The organism is Schinkia acidoalkalinis (genome assembly GCF_054301215.1).
This window is the reverse complement of the sequence record NZ_CP182573.1, coordinates 3,901,426-3,921,581: the sequence shown is the minus strand read 5'-3', so window position 1 is coordinate 3,921,581 and position 20,156 is coordinate 3,901,426. Positions and strand designations below refer to the sequence as shown.

At 35.2% G+C, this 20,156-nt stretch carries 17 protein-coding genes and 2 pseudogenes; 2 read left to right on the top strand and 17 right to left on the bottom strand.

Annotated elements, in window-relative coordinates:
- Positions 1-13: 13 nt before the first annotated feature.
- Both ACNQFZ_RS19975 and ACNQFZ_RS19970 read right to left on the bottom strand, forming a co-directional pair.
- Positions 14-2,266 carry a dynamin family protein gene (locus tag ACNQFZ_RS19975; protein WP_458413049.1) on the bottom strand — a complete coding sequence of 751 codons (2,253 nt, stop codon included), beginning with the start codon at positions 2,264-2,266 and terminating at the stop codon, positions 14-16.
- Entirely contained in the window at positions 2,263-4,344 is a 2,082-nt protein-coding gene (locus ACNQFZ_RS19970; RefSeq protein WP_458413048.1) for a dynamin family protein, read from the bottom strand. The genes ACNQFZ_RS19975 and ACNQFZ_RS19970 overlap by 4 nt, the downstream gene beginning before the upstream one ends.
- A 326-nt stretch (positions 4,345-4,670) precedes the next feature.
- Here ACNQFZ_RS19970 and ACNQFZ_RS19965 point away from each other — a divergent pair.
- Positions 4,671-6,030, top strand: a pseudogene (locus ACNQFZ_RS19965) (IS3 family transposase).
- A 537-nt stretch (positions 6,031-6,567) separates the two neighbouring features.
- On the opposite strand, the gene ACNQFZ_RS19960 reads toward ACNQFZ_RS19965, so the two are convergent.
- From ACNQFZ_RS19960 to ACNQFZ_RS19895, 14 genes are all read right to left on the bottom strand, one after another.
- A complete protein-coding gene (locus tag ACNQFZ_RS19960; RefSeq protein WP_458413047.1) occupies positions 6,568-7,032 on the bottom strand; it encodes a hypothetical protein in 465 nt (154 codons plus the stop codon).
- Positions 7,033-7,045: 13 nt separating this feature from the next.
- Positions 7,046-7,324, bottom strand: a complete 279-nt coding sequence (locus ACNQFZ_RS19955; protein ID WP_458413046.1) for a hypothetical protein — start codon at positions 7,322-7,324, stop codon at positions 7,046-7,048.
- 278 nt (positions 7,325-7,602) lie between these two features.
- Positions 7,603-7,884 carry a hypothetical protein gene (locus ACNQFZ_RS19950; protein WP_458413045.1) on the bottom strand — a complete coding sequence of 94 codons (282 nt, stop codon included), beginning with the start codon at positions 7,882-7,884 and terminating at the stop codon, positions 7,603-7,605.
- Between the two features lie 213 nt (positions 7,885-8,097).
- Positions 8,098-8,865, bottom strand: a complete 768-nt coding sequence (locus ACNQFZ_RS19945) for a hypothetical protein (RefSeq protein ID WP_458413044.1) — start codon at positions 8,863-8,865, stop codon at positions 8,098-8,100.
- 190 nt (positions 8,866-9,055) lie between these two features.
- Positions 9,056-9,316 carry a hypothetical protein gene (locus ACNQFZ_RS19940; protein WP_458413043.1) on the bottom strand — a complete coding sequence of 87 codons (261 nt, stop codon included), beginning with the start codon at positions 9,314-9,316 and terminating at the stop codon, positions 9,056-9,058.
- Positions 9,317-9,596: 280 nt separating this feature from the next.
- Complete coding sequence (locus tag ACNQFZ_RS19935) at positions 9,597-10,196, bottom strand: DUF6438 domain-containing protein (protein WP_458413042.1); 600 nt, start codon at positions 10,194-10,196, stop codon at positions 9,597-9,599.
- Positions 10,197-10,246: 50 nt separating this feature from the next.
- Entirely contained in the window at positions 10,247-10,690 is a 444-nt protein-coding gene (locus ACNQFZ_RS19930; protein WP_458413041.1) for a hypothetical protein, read from the bottom strand.
- A 37-nt stretch (positions 10,691-10,727) separates the two neighbouring features.
- Positions 10,728-11,846: an SIR2 family NAD-dependent protein deacylase gene (locus ACNQFZ_RS19925; RefSeq protein ID WP_458413040.1), complete on the bottom strand. Its 1,119-nt coding sequence runs from the start codon at positions 11,844-11,846 to the stop codon at positions 10,728-10,730.
- 1 nt (position 11,847) lies between these two features.
- On the bottom strand, positions 11,848-12,306 hold the full coding sequence (locus ACNQFZ_RS19920; RefSeq protein WP_458413039.1) for a hypothetical protein: 459 nt from the start codon (positions 12,304-12,306) through the stop codon (positions 11,848-11,850).
- A gap of 112 nt (positions 12,307-12,418) precedes the next feature.
- The gene (locus ACNQFZ_RS19915; protein WP_458413038.1) at positions 12,419-12,958 is read right to left on the bottom strand and encodes a hypothetical protein; all 540 of its coding nucleotides are present in this window, start codon (positions 12,956-12,958) and stop codon (positions 12,419-12,421) included.
- Positions 12,959-13,307: 349 nt separating this feature from the next.
- Complete coding sequence (locus tag ACNQFZ_RS19910) at positions 13,308-14,318, bottom strand: helix-turn-helix transcriptional regulator (protein ID WP_458413037.1); 1,011 nt, start codon at positions 14,316-14,318, stop codon at positions 13,308-13,310.
- 266 nt (positions 14,319-14,584) lie between these two features.
- Complete coding sequence (locus ACNQFZ_RS19905) at positions 14,585-15,439, bottom strand: hypothetical protein (RefSeq protein WP_458413036.1); 855 nt, start codon at positions 15,437-15,439, stop codon at positions 14,585-14,587.
- Positions 15,408-16,382, bottom strand: a complete 975-nt coding sequence (locus ACNQFZ_RS19900; RefSeq protein WP_458413035.1) for a YcjF family protein — start codon at positions 16,380-16,382, stop codon at positions 15,408-15,410. The genes ACNQFZ_RS19905 and ACNQFZ_RS19900 overlap by 32 nt, the downstream gene beginning before the upstream one ends.
- Positions 16,383-16,679: 297 nt before the next feature.
- Positions 16,680-17,800, bottom strand: a protein-coding gene (locus ACNQFZ_RS19895; protein WP_458411554.1) for an IS3 family transposase whose coding sequence is annotated in 2 segments (ribosomal slippage) — positions 16,680-17,551 and positions 17,551-17,800 — 1,122 coding nt in all. Because the reading frame shifts where the segments join, the coding sequence is not laid out codon by codon here.
- 92 nt (positions 17,801-17,892) lie between these two features.
- Between ACNQFZ_RS19895 and ACNQFZ_RS19890 the strand changes: the two are divergent.
- Positions 17,893-18,354 (top strand): annotated as a pseudogene (locus ACNQFZ_RS19890) (tyrosine-type recombinase/integrase); the annotation flags it as partial.
- Between the two features lie 575 nt (positions 18,355-18,929).
- On the opposite strand, the gene ACNQFZ_RS19885 reads toward ACNQFZ_RS19890, so the two are convergent.
- Positions 18,930-20,156: a Wadjet anti-phage system protein JetD domain-containing protein gene (locus ACNQFZ_RS19885; protein ID WP_458413034.1), complete on the bottom strand. Its 1,227-nt coding sequence runs from the start codon at positions 20,154-20,156 to the stop codon at positions 18,930-18,932.

The window sequence follows — 20,156 nt, the reverse complement described above, 5'->3', positions numbered from 1 at the left end:
CTAACTCCCCCGTTTAATAGCATTCTAATAGTAGATTTGTAATCCGTTCCGTTTCCTTTTCTACTTTTCCGCGAATGATGTCTGCATGTTCCCGATAGGCTTCTTGCTTTTGTACATTTTCATTAAGTAATCTTTCTTTGGCTTCCAATTCTTTAACCTTCACATGTAACTCAACATCTTTTTCTTGAATATAGCTTTCAATGCCTTGTTGGGCTAGCTTTAGAGCATCAAGCCCTCTTAAGAGTGAACGATATTCACGGCGTAACCCTTCGAAAACATTTTCAATTTCACGAACCACTTTTTTCTGCTCTTTTTTCAATTGTCGTTCCTCTACTTTTGTTCTTTCCTGTAACCTTCTCATTCTTTCTTCTTCTTTTCGCCTTTGAAGATCTCGCTTGGCCTCATAATAATCTTCGATACTATCGAACTCAGAATCGTTGGAAGCAATCTCGCGATGAATCTTACTCATTTCATCAAATTGCTTATGCTCTTCCTCAATATTTTTCTTCATTAATAATCTTTTTTCTTTGACCAGTTTTTCATATTCCTCATTTGGGACATCAATTATGCCCTTTTTATCAAACCAAAGTGTTCTTTTTTTAATCACACCATATTCCTTCTTTGTAGCACTAGTACTATTCACCAACATATCTAAGAAGCTTTCTTCCCTTTGATTTGTGCCCCTACGTAATTCCTGGCGCTTTTTCATACTTTCATATTCAAGCTGATGCTTTTGTTTTTCCTTCAATAGCTGCCTTTGTTCTTCAAGCGCTGCAGCCTCTTCAGCAAATCTCTCCTCCAATACCTCCATTGCTCTCTCGGTTTGACCTGCCCTTTTCGTTGGGGCCACATTGATTTCGAGATCCGTTAATGTTTGAATGGATTCCTTTGAATATCCATCAATTATTAATTCAAAATCATCGATTTCTCTTCTCATTTTCAGCTCCAGCTGATGTGATAAATCCTGTAACCCTCGGTCCACAAGCTGCTGAAACTCTGCATTCATTCGCATGATAACCTCTGGTACTTCTTCCTCTAATTCTTCGATAAACTCTATCTTATTTACTTGTTCAATGATATCGTGCATAACCTGCTCTCTACGCTCATTAAAGGTTTTTTCATGCTCATATAAAACATCTTGAAATAAATTTTTCAGATGACGCTGTTGATCCTGCAGCAGTAATTTGCGCAGCTCCACTTCCTCAGTCAGCCTTTCTTTTGCCTTCTGCAATTCCTCCATAGTAATTTCACCAGAAATCACCACTTCAATTTCGTTGATTTTTTCTTGTAGTTGTTGATAAAAAAATTGCAGGGCCTGGAATGGTGCACGGAGCAAATCTTTCGTTTTTTCCCCATTGAATAAATAGTCCTCCAACCGCTGCTCAAAATCGAGAAAGCGTGAAGCCTCTATTAATTTCTCACTTGACCAATCAATCCAATGCTTTGTCTTAACCGTTTGGTCCCGCCCCTTCAGTGCCTGTAATGCACTAATCGGGTAAAGCTTGGCATGCTCACTTGGAATCGGTTGATATTCATTATCCCGAAGTGCACTTTCCAACGTTTCAATCACATCATCAATCTCATCTTCAGGCACTCCATCGACGCGGTTACCAACAAAGAAAATTCGTTCTATCGAGTCTGACAAATCCTTTAAAAATATAAATTCCGACCGTTTCCCCGGCTGTTCCATATTAAATAAAAGAATACTAGCATTCGACTTCTTGATTTGATTCTTGGTGATTCTTTCATGCTCCGGGTGTAAGGCTTGCAAGCCCGGCGTATCGACGATGACAACCCCATCCTGTAAATAAGGGGAATCAACAAAAAGCTCTACATAAGAAATTTCCTCGACCACATTATGCACTTTACTCATTTCCGTTACATACTCTTCCAGCTGGTCAAATGAGGATTCTTGTTTCGTTCCATCAAAGAAGGTAATCACCGCTTTTTCAATACCATCGCCTTCTTCTATATGACGAATAAAATTAATTGTGGCTGTTGTTGGTGTTACTTTACTTGGCAGCACTTCTTTTCGCAACAAAGCATTAATAAAGGTTGATTTACCCGTTGAAAACTCACCAACCACAACAATTTCAAAACGGTTGTTTTTCCAGTTTTCCCAATGGGTTTCGAGAACCATCTGCTCCTCTTCAATGACTAAATAATCAGAAAAAAGTCCCTTCGACTCTTTCGCAATCGCCAGCGCCTGCTCAAATTGGTGATCAATACTTGCCGATTGCTCATTCCATTTTTCACGTAGATTCATAGTGTTCCTTCCTTCTCAACTAAATTCATAGCTAGTAGTTCTGTTTGTAATGCTGCGTGAACAAAATGAATAAATAGTTCACGGATTTCATTCTTATGATTCGTAAAATTACGGATGATATGATTTTCTTGCCCCTTCCATAATGCTGCAATCTCATCCTCCACTTGCTTGTAAAAGCTTTGGGCCACCTTTTTTTGGTCTTCAATAGCTGCGACTATTTCATCAAATAATCCACTTTTTAAATGATCTATTTCAGATTGTATCCGCTCTATATCATGAGTGAGCTGCAGTTCATTTTGATTCAACTCTGATGTCAAATCCTCAAAGTCTTGCATTCGTTGTTCAATTGATTGTTCGTACTCTCTTTGAATGTTCTGAAGGTCAGCTTTCCATCTTCGTTCAGGGGCATAGTCATAACCGACAACGACTTTCTTTTTCCAAAATAATATGCCGCGGTCTTCTGTTCTCTCGATTGGTGCCGGTTTAGGTCCCATCCTTTTCAAATTGTGATTATAGCTTTCTTCCGATATTCGCAACGATTCTTCATATTCTTCCTGGGCTCTTTTTCGTTCTTTTTTAATACGATGTAGCTTGTTTTTCCTTTTGTTATAGTAATCCTGTAGCTCTTTGACATCCCGTTCATAATTATTGAAAAGATCGGTATCATAATCAATCTTCCACTTGTTTGCTTCGATTTGTTTGATTTGTTGGCGAAAGGTTGGCCAATGGATCCGGATATTTTGATCACTCCCTTCGAGATTTTCAATAAACAAATCATCCTCTTCATCAATTACTTTTTCAACAAACTTGTGCAACAACCCAATAGACTCCTCGAACTCCCCAATCATGTCTCGATAACGGACATTCATTTCTTCATTTTGTTGATGATAGTCCTTTTTCAAATCCTCACTAGTATAGCCCACTGTTTTCATTTCTTGAATGATATGCTTTCGAAACACACGAAACGATTGGGCAATCTCTTTTTTATATTTATTATTATTTTCATCAATGTTCTTTTTCCATTGTTCCAACAGCCCTGTCAGTCGTTTTTCCCGACAATCTAACAACTCTAAACCATATTCTTTGACATGGTCATATTCCTTTTTTGTTAACAGGATGAGCCGTTGCAGACGAAGCTGCCTTTGCTTTTCCTTTTCCTGAATCTCAGCATGCTCTTCTTCCTCCACTTCCATAATGGAAGCTTCCAGTATTTCTAAATCATACTGGATCGAATGGAGTTCAGAAGAAAGGTACTCCTGGTTGGCCATATAGGTCAGTAACGCTTGTTCCAGTTCCTCTATCCTTGACTGCTTTAATAAAGAGTCATCACCCCGTTGTTTAGCCTGTAGGGCCAGAGTCGATGATACAGGATAGACCTTTAACGAAGCTGCTTCTCCAATTACTTGGCAAAGCTTTTGCTCCACACTCTCCTGTACTGTTTCTACTTCATCCTCCGTTAATCGGTCAATATGGGTGGCAACAAGAAACACTTTTTTCTTTCGATTAATCAAATCTTTAAGTAAAGTAAAATCCGTTTGATCCAGGCCCTTTTGCCCATTAAATAAAAATAAAACAGAAGCTGCTTTTTCAAGTTCCGTCTGCGTTACTTGAAAGGCCGTATCGGTTAAAGAATTGGCCCCAGGTGTATCCACCAAAGTTAACTCATGATTAAGAAAATTCAACGGCCAGTAGATGTCAACATAAGTAAGTTCCTCCGTTAACGTACCGCCCTGAAAGGTTGTATATTGATCCAAATCACTAACATCTTGATTGAAAAGTTCCTTGATGGTTCCATCTTTGAAATACAACACGATTTTCCGTTGTTCATATGTATCACACTTTTGAATCCTTGTTGTAACTTTCGTAGATTCAATCCGTCGCGCTGCTAATAATGTGTCCCCCAACAAAGCATTAAGGAGCTCTGACTTACCAACACTAAACTGACCGACTACCACAATACTGCTTTGAATACTATTTATTCTATTAAGTAATTTCTTAATGTCCTTTCCAAAAAACAAATTGCCCTCGTATTTGTGTAAAAGAAGAGATATGCGTTTATTTAACTTGGATTTATCCATAGAATAGACCATCCTCTTTATAGTATATATTAAGTAAAACATTGAATATCTTGCTATAAATAATGCTTGTTGAAATGTCACAACAACTCTATTTTAATCTATAATTATATCTAGATACTTTTTCCATCATTAAAATTATAACTCTACGTGGTTAACAATGTGAATACAAAGCTAGAAAATCAAGATGAAGAAATTGAAATAGTGATAAAAAATTATTAATAACCTACCCAGTACAAAAAAGCAAAAAAACACTCACATTGTTCAATATTTTGAACTGCACCCCAATTGTTAGACACAAAAATCTAACAATTGGAGGTGCTTTTCTTTTGGCTAAATTTACAGCAGAACAAAAAATAAAAGCAGTAATTGAATATATAAATGGAATTGAAGGACATAGAACAATTGCTAATAGAATCGGAGTAAATGGCGCTGTTTTTCGAAATTGGGTAAAACAATATGAACTCCATGGTGACAAAGCATTTATGAATCGCTATACAAACTATTCAGTTCAATATAAACTAGACGTACTAAACTATATGAACGATAATGGGACGTCCATAAATGAAACAGCTGCCATTTTTAATATCCCTTCTCCTTCAAGGGTTCGCGAATGGTTGAAAGCTTATGAAGAAGGAGGAGAAGACGCCCTAAAATCAAAGAAAAAGGGGCATCTATCCATGAAAAAAGAAAATCAGAAACATACCCAAAAAGGATCACTAGTAGAAGGATCAGTAGAGGCTTTACAAGCAGAATTAGAGAGTTTACGTATGGAAAATGCCTATTTAAAAAAGTTGAATGCCTTAGTTCAAAACAAGGAAAAATCACCAAACAAGACAAAGCGCAAGTAGTCTATGAACTAAGGCAGCAATTTCCGGTGATAGCTCTTATTCAGCTGGCAGGTATCCCCCGCAGTACTTATTACTATTGGGTGAAAAACTTCAATCGGCCTGACCCAGATGCAGAACTGAAAAAATTAATTCAGGTTATTTATGATGAAAATGAAGGGCGGTTTGGCTATCGTCGTATTCGTGATGATCTTAGAAATCGTGGACATAAAGTAAATCACAAAAAAGTCCAACGCATCATGAAAGAACTAGGTCTAAAATGTCTTGTCCGTATGAAAAAATATAAATCTTACAAAGGAACAGTGGTAAAATTGCTCCAAATATTTTAGACCGTAACTTTAAAGCTGGGAAACCAAATGAGAAATGGGTTACTGATATTACGGAGTTTAAATTATTTGGAGAGTAGCTATATTTATCCCCAATTTTGGATTTATATAATGGTGAAATTATTACATATACAATTGGTTCAAGACCAACCTACTCACTAGTTTCAACCATGTTAGATCAAGCTTTTGAACGATTAACAAACGATGATACACTCCTTATTCATTCAGATCAAGGCTGGCACTACCAAATGAAAAAATACCATCATACCCTTAGTGAACGTGGCATTACGCAAAGTATGTCCCGTAAAGGAAACTGTTACGATAACGCTGTTATGGAAAATTTCTTTGGTATCCTGAAATCAGAACTTCTTTACCTAAAAGAATTTGAAAGTGTTGAACACTTTAAGCTAGAACTAGCAAAATATATTGATTACTATAATCATAAACGAATTAAGACAAAACTAAAAGGCCTGAGCCCGGTTCAATACCGAGTCCAGACCTTACAAACTGCCTAATCGAAATAACCTGTCTAACTTTATGGGGTCACTTCATTTTTGTGAGTGTTTTTTTGTTTCAAAATTTCAGAAAATAGTTTATGGGGTTTTCTGTAAGCTATATGTAAAGTTTCTGTGAAGTGATTTAATTTTGTGATGGAGTTGAAATAGTTTTGCCTGCTTTCCCTACCGAGCAGTCACTATGACTGTTCGCTAATTCAATTTTTAGGGAGGCAATCCCAATAGTTACCGGCATTATCCGCAAATCCTTACTTTAAAGTGTCTGCAGATTTTTTATTGGTATTTTTTTATTTGACACTCTTATTTTTCATACTACATACTTAACATTCGTAAGATTTATTCATCATCCTCGTAATCAATATACTCGTCTGGTCCATAAATATTTAACTTTGCGCCTGAATAAACCAATTCAAGTACCTGCATAAAATTACAATTATTATTACCTTCATCCCATCCATTTAGCCCTATGCTATACATCCAATCCGTAAAGCTGTCACTGCCGACAAATCTATTATATGTACTTCCAACAGATGATACTTAAAGCATTCCCAGCTCAAAATGGAAATCTATATACCTAATTTCACGGGGATCGTAGTTGCATACAAAGCCAAAATCGAATTCCATATCAGGTTCAACTCCCTTTGCAAAGGCTTCAAGATAATCTTGAATTGCCAAGAAGAAGTCAGACATGCGTTCTGATTCATGTTCATTAGTATATTTGGTAAAAGCTTTAATGAGTATGGCTCTCATATTTTGAAAACTTTCGACCTCTCCAGGTAAAACTGAATCTTCTTCCTCATCTTCATCATAATCCGAAACTATTAGATCTGGCCATAATTGGCTTGTCTCCTTATGAAGTTCTTCCAGTTTTCTATGCATATAGGACATAGTATTAAAAACGGAATTCAGCATAGTTAGGTAGAGATGAATATACATATTATTATCGCGGGGTTCGAAATACATGGCAATAATGTCATTGATTATTACGTTGGCACTGACCATACGTTTTGCTACATCAAGGACTTATATCACTTAGTTGTGCTACCGAGTCGCAAAATACGTCATCATCCGGCATAGCAACGTTTCGTATATCACAAAGCAAGCCCACAGAATCTGGTAATTTGAGTTTTATATAGAAAAAGTCATTAGCCTCTTCTTGCGTTTTTGGTCGATACAGCTCCAACAGTTCTTCAAGGGCAGACAACAATTCATTACTACTATTAAGTATCTCATTAACAATTAAACCGAGTTCTCTGCAGAACTGAACTAAGTTTTTCTGATTATCCCGTGCCATGCAACTACCTCCTATCGAAACTAACTTCTCCAGCCGAGGCATGCACAAAGAATTATCGACTGGTGCCATAGATATTTACCATTCGTTTTTCTAGGTAGATTTTATATAATTTGTTCCACTAATTCTGCAACCTCAACATGTAAGCCTTATCAATAAATGGTACTATTTGTTCTAAATTATCTAGCCACTCTAGCCTATGTACACTTCACCTGGAGTTAGTTTTATCCCATCAGATTTTTCATATATATGACCAAGTAATTCATCTATTTCCTTTTGCATTACTTTGCTGTTTCTGTATGAAGCTTTTTTCCTAGATGAAGGACAAAGCATACATTTCTAGCTATGGTGATAGTTGCAAATTTGAATCCCTTCTTACTTACATAGCCGATACAATCTGTGCGAACCCCATTATTATTTCTTGCATGATAGTCTTCAACTTCATCCTTATAAGGACTTTCATTATAAAGATACTCATCTATTTCACTTGCTAACATTCTAGCTTTCTCTGTTTTAAACAAGCTAAAATAGTAATCTTTTGTTTTCCCAGTGTGCGTTCCCATTTTTTCTCACCTCCATTAGTACCTCTTGGAAATAATTTCACTCCACCAATTCCAACGCCCCAGCAAATAATTTATCAGGAAAAGAATTATGCCTTAATGTTTTATCTAGAGCACCTGCTGTTCCTTTTACATGCATAGAGCCTCCAAAGCCCCGAGATTTCCAACGAGATACTTTAAAGGTGATTTAAATACGAGAATCATTGGTTTTGTCATTTAGACTTTTTGCAAATGATCAATTTCATTAAATAATTGTCCTACTTCCTGTTTTGATAAAGAGTACTCATCTTTAATAGCGCAGCAAAGTGAAAAAATAAGCTCAGAACCTTCCGATTGCTCAAATTTAATTTTGAAGTTCTCCATCAAAAAATAGCCCATTTCCCAACGCAAGTTATAGTTAGCGTTTTTCATATAGTTATCTCTTTCATTTAATAATTTCTCAACAATTGCCTCTTGTTCGGGATTCTTACATAAATAGTATTTCAAGTCAGGCGAATAATCATTTTTATTAATGGCATATACAGATGAGAAAAGGGTCTTAAAGAATTTAAAATCCAAAGCGGGGCCGAGCAATCTAGCAAAATTACTATTTAAAAACTTCCCAAAAGTAAATAATGCCCGATCAATTTTTCCTATTTTATTTATCTTTTCTTTTACAGTTAAAATGGAATCGAATTTTGAATGAATAAAAGGCAAATAGATTTGCAAATAAAAATCAAACATGTCCTCATGTATTTCAGAAATTTCTCGAATTAATCCAGTTTTTATGTATTGATAGGCTCTATAGGTGTGCTGGTCAAAGATGGGGTAATAATCAGGCCTAATAATGTGTAGCAAGTAAATTTTCCATACACCTTCTCGACCCGTAAACTTCATAAATTGAGGTATTATGCTTTCTGGATTAGATTCTTTTAATTTATTAATTAAATCGATTTCCTCACAAATCCTACCCACTAATTCACTTTTTTTCCCACTTAATTTCATCCCATTTTTCCAAATAAATAACTCCTTTATATCCTCTTCTGTGAACGCTCTCTTATAGATATTCTCAAAATATAATTCATTTCCCTTATCATGTTTCGGGCTGTATGCATAGAAGTCTTCCCAAAACAAGATAAACCCTTCAAAACTATTAGAAAATTTCGGGTTTAACACTGGATACATTGAACTCACCCTATCTTGGTTTAATTAAATAACCATATTTATTAAGTATTGGAAGAGGATTTAATGGCTTTACTGCACCACTTAAATATTTTCTAATAATAAATGTCATTTTACTTGTTTTTCCAGACCCTTGTTTCATGGTAAAGGTAAAGTCAATAACAAAGTCAAAGGAACCTTCATCGTCCTGTTCTATTTCCAGAAAACTTTTAGCAGGTACCTTCCCCAATACGTCATGATGGCGTGATGATTGAATGATTTCATCATCCGTCATAAAACCACCAGTTTCATAGGATAATTCCTCAATATCCTTATTGGAATTATTACAAAATACACTGTGTAATAAAAGCCATCGGGATCATCAGGCCGATCCTTATAATAGCCAAAAAATAGTCCATATAAAAACCTCCTCTGAAAAGTATTCACATTTATTTTTTTTCGGTGGTACAACTTTGCAAAAAAGGTGGGCAATGTTTTAAATGTTTTTACTGGTTAGAAAGATTTTATGATTAAATCAATCAAAGGTCTTCCCTTTTGTCCATCTTTAATTGGTGTCAGTTTCCTGTTTTCGTTTCCATCACCACATAAGGAATTACTACTCCCGTTGTATCTTTACCAATCTTTATAATATCCCAATCACCTATTTCATAGCTATTTTCCGCAAGATCAAAAGCTGCCTTTTCATTTTGAGCAGATACCACACATTCATAATTCGCAGACTTTAAATGGAAAAGAAAAAGTGGTCGGTGCTTGATATAATTACGTAATCCAATGATCTGCTCAATTTTCCTTTCAAACTTATCAAGATTATGAAGAGAATGTTTGCGCTCTTCTGTATTCGTTTCCATATCTCCTAAATAATGATCCACTTCTTTAATAAAACCATCCCTATACATGACATGAATTATGCAGGATGGGTGATCTGTTGCAAATATATCCGGTTTCGGATATATAAAAGATCGAAAATCGAATTCCTCTAATAACGCTTCTAATTTCTTAATTTTGCTTTTAGAAACTTTAAATTCTTCTTCACCCATATGAAATACGTGCATATGTCCCAGCCATTTCGCAGTACCATCCTGGAGGATCTCAACCTCATAAACTGGGCATGTACCGTAGCATGGCGTTCTCGATAGAAATATTCGTTCAAACATCCATTTCATCTTCCTCTTATTTCTTATATTAATTCAAAGTATACAATCATTTAGAGCTCCCAAGTACTAATTATCTCACTCACAAAACCACTTTTAACAAAGAATACAGCAATTCCTATAGAGTCCAAAAAATGCGATATTTTATTGAAGAAATCTCTATGATCATTATTGTCAGGAATTGCAAAAGCAACCTTATAATCATAAATATCTAATTTCGACATTGACATAGCTTCGGCTACCGCAAATAGCAATTCTGAAATATGAACTTTTACTTGACTTCTATCAAACGGTTTACCATACCTTTTTGATGATGATTCTGAGCTCGTCTCGCCAACTGCTTCAATATATAGCATTCTCGTTACTTTTTCCCCATTCTTTTTGCAAATAATATCTTTTCCGGAATGCTTTATTTCTTTTTTACGGCTCACGATTTCATATCCATGTTTTTCAAGTTCATGACACACAGTATCAATAACATCTAATTCAAATAACATATAAACACCTGCTTTCTAAAAATATTTACCTTTTTATTTATTTTACCAACTCATCCACTTGCTGCAGCACTTCCCCCGCTTTCCCCTTAATAGTAAGATCAAAGCTAGAGTTTTGTTCATCCACTTCGAAGTTGATATACACCGTTTTTCCGTTTGTCATTTTGGGCAACCGACTAGCTGGGTAGACTTCAAGACTAGTTCCAATTACGATTACCAGGTCTGATTTACGAATATGAGAGATTGAATCCCTCCAGCTAGCCTCGGGTAAACTTTCTCCAAATACCACGACATTAGGGCGCAGGTTGCCGCCACATTGGTTGCAGATTTCTTTATTTAAGAATTGCTCCTCGGTTATTTGCTTAGAACAATTGGCACAACGAAATGATCGGATGGACCCATGTAGTTCATATACATGGCGATTCCCCGCAGCGGTATGGAAACCCTCCACGTTTTGGGTTGCTATAGCTTGAATAAGTCCTTTATGCTCCCACTCAGCTAATATTTCATGACCTCTATGAGGTTGGCATTCTTTTAATCCATTAATTCGCATACTATAAAATTCATGAAATAAATTATAGTTATTTTCCATGGCTTCAATAGTTGCAACCGTTCTTGGATCAATATTTTTCCACCATCCATCCTTAGAACGAAAGTCTGGAATATTAGATTCAGTAGACATTCCAGCTCCTGTTAGTATAGTTGTATAATTTGAGTTTTGAAGCCAAGTAGCAAGGGTGATTACTTGCTTTGCATAACCTGGAAAACAATATTTTGCCCATCGATCTAATCGGAAAGATTTTGACTCGTTTTTATGCGCCTGTTTATATTTATTCTGCAGTGCAACCCAGACCCGCTTTCCAAATGCAGGATGGATTTCTCGAGGGATTAGCCTCGGCCATGGATACTGGTCAAGTAGTTGGAGGGCTTCTGCCCATGAGTCTGCTTGGCCAGAGTTATTAATTAGTGTAGATTTTAGAGTACGAACTCCCTTTGATAATTTTTCAAGCTGAATTGGTTCATCATCGACATCATCAAAACTCATTTCATTAACTGCTTTTCTAAAAATCCAGTCCCCTGACGAAAGTTCTTTTCCAAGTAACTTAATCGTGCCACCCTCAGCCCCAACCACTACAATTAACTGCCAGTCATTTGTCATCTCATTCACTCTCCCCTAATATTTCCATATACACTTCATAACGCTCTCCGAAATATCGATCTGCTCGCATGATCATTTTTAATGTATCTATTTGCTCATAATTCATAATTACTGTCCCATAGCTCGAATAAAAATTATAAAATGACTTTGCAGACAATATCGCTTCAAATTCTGCTTCACATTCTTCTGACTCAAGAGCTTCCATACTAAAATTGTCCTCAATTACAATTTCATATGTGTCATCGTCTTCATAAACATTAACGTAATAGATTGGTTCATATTTCCTATTTAAAATCCAGTATTCATTATTATCTATATCGCCAATATTGAAATAAATATATCCATTTTCCCTTTTTTCTTCTCCAATTGTTTCTCCACGTCGTTCGAACTCGTCTGCTTCGTAATTTTCCCTTTGCCAAAAGAAGTACATCAAGATACCGAAAAAAATAAACCACCCCATATCTGCTCCTCCCCTAACACCATTTAATAACATTATAGGTGTCCTATGTGTGTAGTCCTGACACAATTTTATACGGGGTGGATACTTTGATTTGTATAAAATATTAAGACAACTAATTTTGCTGTGACAAAATTTCTACAGTAGTATCTTGGGGTAACAGATTGCACATGTCTTCAATCCACTCAATGCATTTTTCTTTTAGCATAGGATTAGGATGACGATATCCACACTTACTATTTGGAGAAGGTAATCCAACAATATGATATTCTTCTTTTAATCTTTTAATGGCCTCACATGCCATTTTACGAATGCTTGAATCTTGACCCCATGCAAGGATTATTTTTGGGTTAGAATCCATTAACACCTTCTCTAATTCTTCAACTCTTTCTTCTGAAAAAATAGAGTGATTGTCATAAGAATTTTGTTCAAGCTCATTAAGTTTTTCACTAAAATCTCTCATGTTCCCAGAACAAAGGTCACTTAAATTTATTATTGAAATCAGATTCCATTTCATTATCTTCATTAAGCGCATTAATTGGTATTGTGTTGGATCAACATTAACATCAACATAAGCACCATTTGCAGGATACTTTTGAATAACAGGTGGTTCAAAATATTGATTTTTCGGACTGCAACTTCCTGGGTTAGCCATAATGATGACAGCATCTGGTTTCTGATTGTTAGTTCCTTTTCGTTTTATGAGAGCATGATTTCTACATTGATAATTTGTTATTGACTTTGATTTGATAAAAACTTGCCGTAACCTCCAATTCTTTTCTTAAGTGTCCAGCAGGATAAAATATCATTTAGCATCACCCTTTATTTGGTAAATTGTTTGATACTTTAATTTTATGCTAGTCAATAAGGCAACCGGCCATAATTTTATTACAGGTAAAAAAAACACCTGTGATATTATAAATCCAGGCTTCTTTGTCGTTAAAATGGTAGTTCAATATTATTTAATTTTATTAAATTTGAAACATCACCAAGGCTCTAAGCAACTAATGATATATCTTATAAAATTTCTCCGCTTCTTGCTTTATCTGCTCAACAAGCTTGGGTGGATACAAAACCTTAGCGTCACTTCCCCAAGTTAAAATCCAACGAACTAAACCTTCACTAATAATCCCTTTTGTGAATAATTTAAATCTTGAATTATCAATCGGACGAATATCTGCGTTTCTGCCAAATCTATCTATTACAACATTAATTAAACCATTAGAAAACTCCATTTCAATTGTTGTTTCTTCTCCAGAATACATATGAAATAGTTTGTTTGTATAATCTGTAATATTAAAGTACGGATTAGGCAGAAAAGTCTCGTTCGTTTTGATAATTGAATTATGAATACGATCTACCCGGTAATGACGTATTTCTTTTTGGGGCATATATTCACCAATCAAATAGTAGTAATCATTATTCCAAACAAGGGCATATGGTTTAACACGATATACTCCCCCTTTATTACTTAACACAAATTGTTTTTCCATATTATAGCGGCCATATTGAAATTCTATGATTGTGTGTGATGTAATAGCATCATGTAAATCACTAATAATATATTTAACTTGCTTGTTTTCGGATTTTGAATGTTCTGAAAGTAAAATCCTGTTTTCAAGACGTTCCGCTTTATAACTACTAGTAAACTTTTTTAAACTGTTAATAATTTTTTCAGTATCTTCTTTAGTAATAAATTTTGCCGAGGAAATTGCATCAATCATTAAACGTAGTTCGTGAAATTCAAAATGCCGATGATGATAACTGTAGTAACTTGGTAGTCCGTTCGCTTTTTGATAAGAGATGTTTGGAAAAAAATCCAAATCTTCTAAATCAGTTAAATCATTTTTTATCCCAGGTACCTTAACCTCAAATCCATAATCAGCCTCAAACTTTTCAACAATTTCCTGAATTGTTAATTGGTGATCCTCGTCTGTATATTTCTGCAAAATTTCCATTAATAAAAATAACCGTGCACGGTTTGACAAAGTAGCGACTTTACTTTCTTTAGACATCAAAAATCCCCTCATTCCATATCGCTATCATTATAAATTAATTTTAGCATGATATTGCACGAACCATTACCAAAGATTGGGTGGAAACATCATTAATTTATAATAAAGCTGACTAAAAGGTTTTTATAGCGCCCTTTCAGCGTAACAATATGATTCTGTTGATTGCAGCTTATCCATCGCAAAGTGCCTGGCATTTCAACGATCAAAAACTTCATGAGAGGAATAACTTTATTACGACTACCTCTACTTCTACATATTATAACAATTTAAGAAATGCTTTTATTTACTTTATGTAACTCAATGGCAAGCTTTCCAAGAAGTATACCCGATGTCGGAACACCTGTTATGGGATTTGATAATAAAAGTAAAATAGCTCCTATTTTTGCTGCTTTTAGACCTGTTATCAGCGTAAGTTTTTTGACGGCCTCTTGGAATGTAATTTCTTTTTTTATGTATTGCTGGATAACAGGTTTTGCTTCTAAAAGAGTGAGCACAACCGTTAAAGGCCCCATTCCATCAAAAGTCTGATCAGATTTACGAATAGTATCAATCGTTTCAATCGTATCCTCTCGTAATTGTGGATAGCTTGTTCCATCGCCGATGACACGCTCGTCCGTTGCTGCTAGCTCATCGGGTCCATAGACCTGAATATCAGGGTTTTTATCATAATGGGTGCTAACTAGAGCTGGATTATCCGTCGCTTTATATTGGATTTCAATTTCTTCTCCTGTACTTAGGTTTCGTAGAATGGCATCACTACCCACCGCATTCGTATCTTCATGAACCTCTATTACCCATTCGTCTCCATCATTATTCTCAATATCAGCGGCATACAGTTCATGGTAAATCCCTTGAATATTGTTAACAAAGCCATCTATTCCTTCTTCTGGAATGGTTTGCACATATTCACTAACCTCTTCTAAACTAGCATCGGTGGATAATTCATTCGTCGAACGCTTTATCGCTTCCACGACAAGCTGGGATTCTAATGTATCTAAATGGTCGAATTGTCGTAATTCAAGCACTGCTTTAACAGTAAGTATTGATATAGAATCGATATGAGACCGAAAAACATAGCGATATGGATGATTATTGTTCATCCTTTCGTTTCCATTTTTCATAGAACTTTTTCCCTTCCTTTAGCATTTGTTTAAAAATCTGATTCGCTTCTTTATTGGAAAAGGTTTTTCCAGCTAGTTGTGCATCGTAATAGTATTCACAAACCTTTCCCATGGCAAATGTTGTTCCAAATACGTAAGGGATAGTAAAAAGGGATCCACCAGGAATAAATTTAAGAAGCTGCAGCGCTGTTTGTTGAGCTAAATACCCCATTCCCACCACTCCACCAAGTTCTATTATGATGGAACGAGCATCCTTTTTTGTAATAGGGATTCCCTTTGCCTGTCCTATTTTTAATGCCATCACTGCTTGAATCGGTGTGAGGATAAAGATATCGGCAAATGGGATCGGCTGAATCGCGATGCCGGCACAAATACCAGATGCCCAAATCGTAATTTTTTGCACTTTTTCTTTTTCACTAATATTTTCGTTAAGAATCGCATCTGCCTCATGTTCTCTTTCATTAATTACTTTTTCAGCAGTTTTTTCTCGTTCATCGTAAAAATCATCGTGTTTCTTTTCTGCATGCTTCCGGATTGTTTCTGCTACTGCTTTTTTTGCCTTTTCAAATTTACTCTCATCTGAATTTGCTTGAATCGTAAGTGGTTTTGATACCTTATTAATTTTATGTGGATAGAAGAATATCGAAATCAAATCTTCTTCCTTTTGAAAAACAAGAGGCTCAAAAGAAAAGCTTCTATTCTGTTTAAGCTGTGTGAGAATGTCTTTCGATATGGTTCCAATTACATTCCCAGCTTCATTTAGTATTTTTCCACTTGTTTCGAAGTCTAGCGCTAAATCTAATTCATCACCAACGCTTACATTATGAGTATTAGAGATTTCCAGCATTGTGGTAATAATCGGATTACAATGAGGACAAATGACTTTATCTAAAACAGTCCGCATTTTCGCATTACAATCTTGACAGTATTTATTTGATTGCATAAAATCAATTCCTTTCTATTTAACTACTTCTTGACATGTCCTTACTATTTAAGAGCTAATTTTCAGTATTATTTTGAAAACAAAGAAAATTCTATTTTTCGATTCCTCTGTTGATATTTGTCCACTATCCCTCATAGTTTTAAGCTTCTTCCATTATTTACTTTATGCTTTTCACTCTTGTTTAGTTGTCAACTCTAAATTACCCCAAAATTTAATTGAAAAGACACCCACCTAAATTTCAATAGCGAACAGTCATGTGAACTGTTCGCTATTGATGAATGGATTGTCAACACTAAACTAGACAGTTTTCTTAAGGTGCGTAAGTTTGTATTCCACTGGACTTAGATAATCTAAAGTACCATGGATGCGTAGGTGGTTAAACCAGTGCACATAGTCTGTAAACTCTCTGTGTAACTCTTCTAAGCTATCAAAATGACGTTTCTTTACGAACTCTGTCTTAATGATTTTGAATGTTGCTTCAGCTACTGCGTTATCATACGGACAGCCTTTCAAACTTAGAGATCGCTTGATTTTAAACGTTTCTAGTGCTTCATCAATGATCTGGTTCTTAAACTCGCTTCCTCTGTCAGTATGGAACATTTGAATCATATGCAAATTCCCTTTAATTGACGATAGAGCACGATAAACTAGTAAAGCATCTTTGTTCTCACCTGTGCTAAATCCAACGATTTCCCGATTATAGAGATCAACAAATACACATATGTAATTCCATTTTTTATGGACTCTTACATAGGTTAGGTCACTGACCACGACGGTCAACTCATCCTCTTGAGTAAATTCACGATTTAACTCATTTGCTTGTTCACTTTCATTTGGTTTATTCTTATGTGGTTTGAATTGAGCCACGGTATAAGCTGAAACAAGCCCTTGTTCGTTCATAATCCTGCCGATACGACGACGGGAAACCAATTTCCCTCGTTTCTTTAGCTCGTGCTTTATCTTTCTTGCACCATAATTTTGGCGGCTTTGATGGAAAATTTCAACGATGTCTGAAGTTATATCATCTTCATTCTTTCGTTCTTTTGCTTCATAATAATACGTACTTCTTGGGAGTTGTAGGACCTTGCACATTGCTGATATCGAGTATTTGTGCTGGTTGTTCTTAATCACATTTACTTTCGTCCTAGTATCAGCGCGGCTTGCTTTAAAATATCATTCTCCATCTCTAATTGCTTATTACGTTTCCTAAGTTCCTGCAGCTCTTTCTGTTCGGGGCTGAGGTTATCCTTTTCTTTGAAGGAACCGGAGGACTTACTTTGATTAATCCACTTATCTAGTGAAGAAGGGGTTAATTCATATTCGCGAATAATGTCTTTGCGAGGCTTTCCATTCTGATATAGTTGCACGATCTGTTCCTTAAATTCTTCGGTAAACGTTCGACGTACTTTTTTTGTCATGTAGATTCTCCTCATAACTGATTAGTATAGTTAATTCTACTTGACCTTAAAATTTCTGTCTAACTAAGTGTAGCCGATCCAGAAACCAAGAATTAAGGAAAATGACAGCATCACAAATTGACTTTGAAAAGAAGACAATATTGATTGATAAAGGTAATAAAACAAGTGTAAAGACTGTCTATATGACTTCTAGTCTATCAAACCAATTGGAGATGTACCTTACCCATCCTATCTGGTTAGAATGGAGCCAAGGCAAAGATAAAGAGGTTTTCTTTAATAAGGGGAGGACTCTTTCAGCAGAATCACTTCAAGGAATAATAGATAAAATTTGTTCTTATGCAAATATCAATAAAAGAGTTACACCCCATATTTTCAGACATTCGATGGCAACTCTATTATTGAACGTAGGTGTTGATTTAATGACAATTAAAAGACAATTAAGGCATAATAGACTCGCTACAACACTAAGGTACCTACCGAAATCAAAAGAAGTTTCTGATGCTCAAGAACAATTGGCACAATCTTTAGGAATTAACGAACTAATAATGAAATAGATGTATTTTATCTATCTTTTAGAAAAGTAAATTTAAAGTGCTTTAATACCTTTAATCTGATAGGAAGTTCGATTAAGGAAAAAACGAATCATAAATAACTAATTTTGTTAGAGCCGCTAATAATTGCGGTTTTATTTTTGTTTTTATGATGATTCTTCAAACCAGCACCTAAAGCTGTCGAACGAAAAAATGATTCCCCTCCAATTGTTTTTTTTTCTAAGTGAAACAATAGTGGGCTATTGTTCCCAAGCCAAACTATTAAAATTTTAAAGATCACAAAGAAATGGCTCTTTTTTAATAGTAAGAAATCGACGTTTTATTATTAGCTCTTCAACTTGTCTGCTGAATAGTATCGGTGTACGGTGCAGTAGTGGTTAAACAAAATAAGAACAAGAATTCATTTCAAACTTCCCGTAAATTTTCATAACATTTAAATAGGTTAGGTGTAGCTATGTTCCCACATACCATATGCCATGAGTGCTGAGGGTGGCATATATAATATTATTTGAAGATGTAGTAGATTTGCCTAAAGAATAAATTAATAGAATCCTACCTTTATATTTTTATTAATTACGCTACACCCTTAACTTCCGATTCATCAAATTCAAACTAATAATTTCCTGCTCCAATTTCACATTATTTTCTAACATGTAATTAACTGTATACGCATATAAATCCATCTCTTTTAATTCTTTAAGTCTGGCTATATCATTATCTGTAAGGCCATGCAAGCATGACTCATACTCTTCATTCTTAAGTTCATCAGAAGACATATAAAACAAAGCAAAATCAATTCCTGTAATCTCACATAAATTATGATGTATCCAGAAACCACCTGCATCAATGTCTCCAAAGTGCATATACTTTGTATCTAGATTTGTGTCATGAATCATTTTTATAAATTCACGCTGATATCTGTTAGCATATCCTCCAAGATAAAAGGTGACAGTATCATCATCTTTGTATCTCAAGAATGATGTTCTATTCTCAATCGTCATAAACTTCGAAGCACATATTTTTACAGATTGAACATTCGCAAGATCCGAAGCCATGATTTCTATTCCTTCAGAAAAACCGCTAATATCCACATCTTTGTCAGAAATGGTTATCACCACATTTCCTTTAATACAAAGTTTCTGAGGCTCTTTATAAATGTGATAATCCACCAGAATTTCATCAATCAGCTCATTTTCTTCAATAGTTCTATCTGAATACTTGCGTAACAAAGTACACACCTGTTGCATTGTTACATTCTCAAAGAACTTTGAATCACCATAAACTTTCATTGACACTTCTCTGATATATAAATCAGTCTGGTTATTTTCTATGAACGAAATTGCTTTGAAAACATCATTAAGTTCTTCATAATTCTTTGGAATTTTTCTATTATCAATGCTCTTCAATAATAGTGCACTTTCTTTTTCACATATAGGAGAAGCATTTTTGTAACAATCAACCAGCAATTGTAACTGCTCAATCTGCATATCCTTTGTAACATAACCATACTTATCACATAGGTATTTCTCAACATCGCGAATTCTTTCATCAACAAGATAAATACTCTGTATTTGAGTTCCAAAGGTTTCTGTGGTGCTATAAGCAAAGCCTTTCTCCATCAACTCATTTACCGCTTGATTCAATCTGGATATTTCTTCGAAATCACCATCATTAGCATTATACTTTTTATATAATTTTTCAGGTTTAACCTGTGTTCTTCTATTAGTTTTGTTATCTCCATAATCTTTCTTACTCTTCCGATAATTATAAACTAAATATGTGAGGATTTTCTCTTCGTATTCCAT

Excerpts from the sequence above, each read along its gene's own strand:
- ACNQFZ_RS19975 (WP_458413049.1), bottom strand. The coding sequence starts at position 2,266 with ATGAATCTACGTGAAAAATGGAATGAGCAATCGGCAAGTATTGATCAC.
- ACNQFZ_RS19970 (WP_458413048.1), bottom strand. The coding sequence starts at position 4,344 with ATGGATAAATCCAAGTTAAATAAACGCATATCTCTTCTTTTACACAAA.
- ACNQFZ_RS19960 (WP_458413047.1), bottom strand. The coding sequence starts at position 7,032 with ATGGTCAGTGCCAACGTAATAATCAATGACATTATTGCCATGTATTTC.
- ACNQFZ_RS19955 (WP_458413046.1), bottom strand. The coding sequence starts at position 7,324 with ATGGCACGGGATAATCAGAAAAACTTAGTTCAGTTCTGCAGAGAACTC.
- ACNQFZ_RS19950 (WP_458413045.1), bottom strand. The coding sequence starts at position 7,884 with ATGGGAACGCACACTGGGAAAACAAAAGATTACTATTTTAGCTTGTTT.
- ACNQFZ_RS19945 (WP_458413044.1), bottom strand. The coding sequence starts at position 8,865 with ATGAAATTAAGTGGGAAAAAAAGTGAATTAGTGGGTAGGATTTGTGAG.
- ACNQFZ_RS19940 (WP_458413043.1), bottom strand. The coding sequence starts at position 9,316 with ATGACGGATGATGAAATCATTCAATCATCACGCCATCATGACGTATTG.
- ACNQFZ_RS19935 (WP_458413042.1), bottom strand. The coding sequence starts at position 10,196 with ATGTTTGAACGAATATTTCTATCGAGAACGCCATGCTACGGTACATGC.
- ACNQFZ_RS19930 (WP_458413041.1), bottom strand. The coding sequence starts at position 10,690 with ATGTTATTTGAATTAGATGTTATTGATACTGTGTGTCATGAACTTGAA.
- ACNQFZ_RS19925 (WP_458413040.1), bottom strand. The coding sequence starts at position 11,846 with ATGACAAATGACTGGCAGTTAATTGTAGTGGTTGGGGCTGAGGGTGGC.
- ACNQFZ_RS19920 (WP_458413039.1), bottom strand. The coding sequence starts at position 12,306 with ATGGGGTGGTTTATTTTTTTCGGTATCTTGATGTACTTCTTTTGGCAA.
- ACNQFZ_RS19915 (WP_458413038.1), bottom strand. The coding sequence starts at position 12,958 with ATGGCTAACCCAGGAAGTTGCAGTCCGAAAAATCAATATTTTGAACCA.
- ACNQFZ_RS19910 (WP_458413037.1), bottom strand. The coding sequence starts at position 14,318 with ATGTCTAAAGAAAGTAAAGTCGCTACTTTGTCAAACCGTGCACGGTTA.
- ACNQFZ_RS19905 (WP_458413036.1), bottom strand. The coding sequence starts at position 15,439 with ATGAAAAATGGAAACGAAAGGATGAACAATAATCATCCATATCGCTAT.
- ACNQFZ_RS19900 (WP_458413035.1), bottom strand. The coding sequence starts at position 16,382 with ATGCAATCAAATAAATACTGTCAAGATTGTAATGCGAAAATGCGGACT.
- ACNQFZ_RS19885 (WP_458413034.1), bottom strand. The coding sequence starts at position 20,156 with ATGGAATACGAAGAGAAAATCCTCACATATTTAGTTTATAATTATCGG.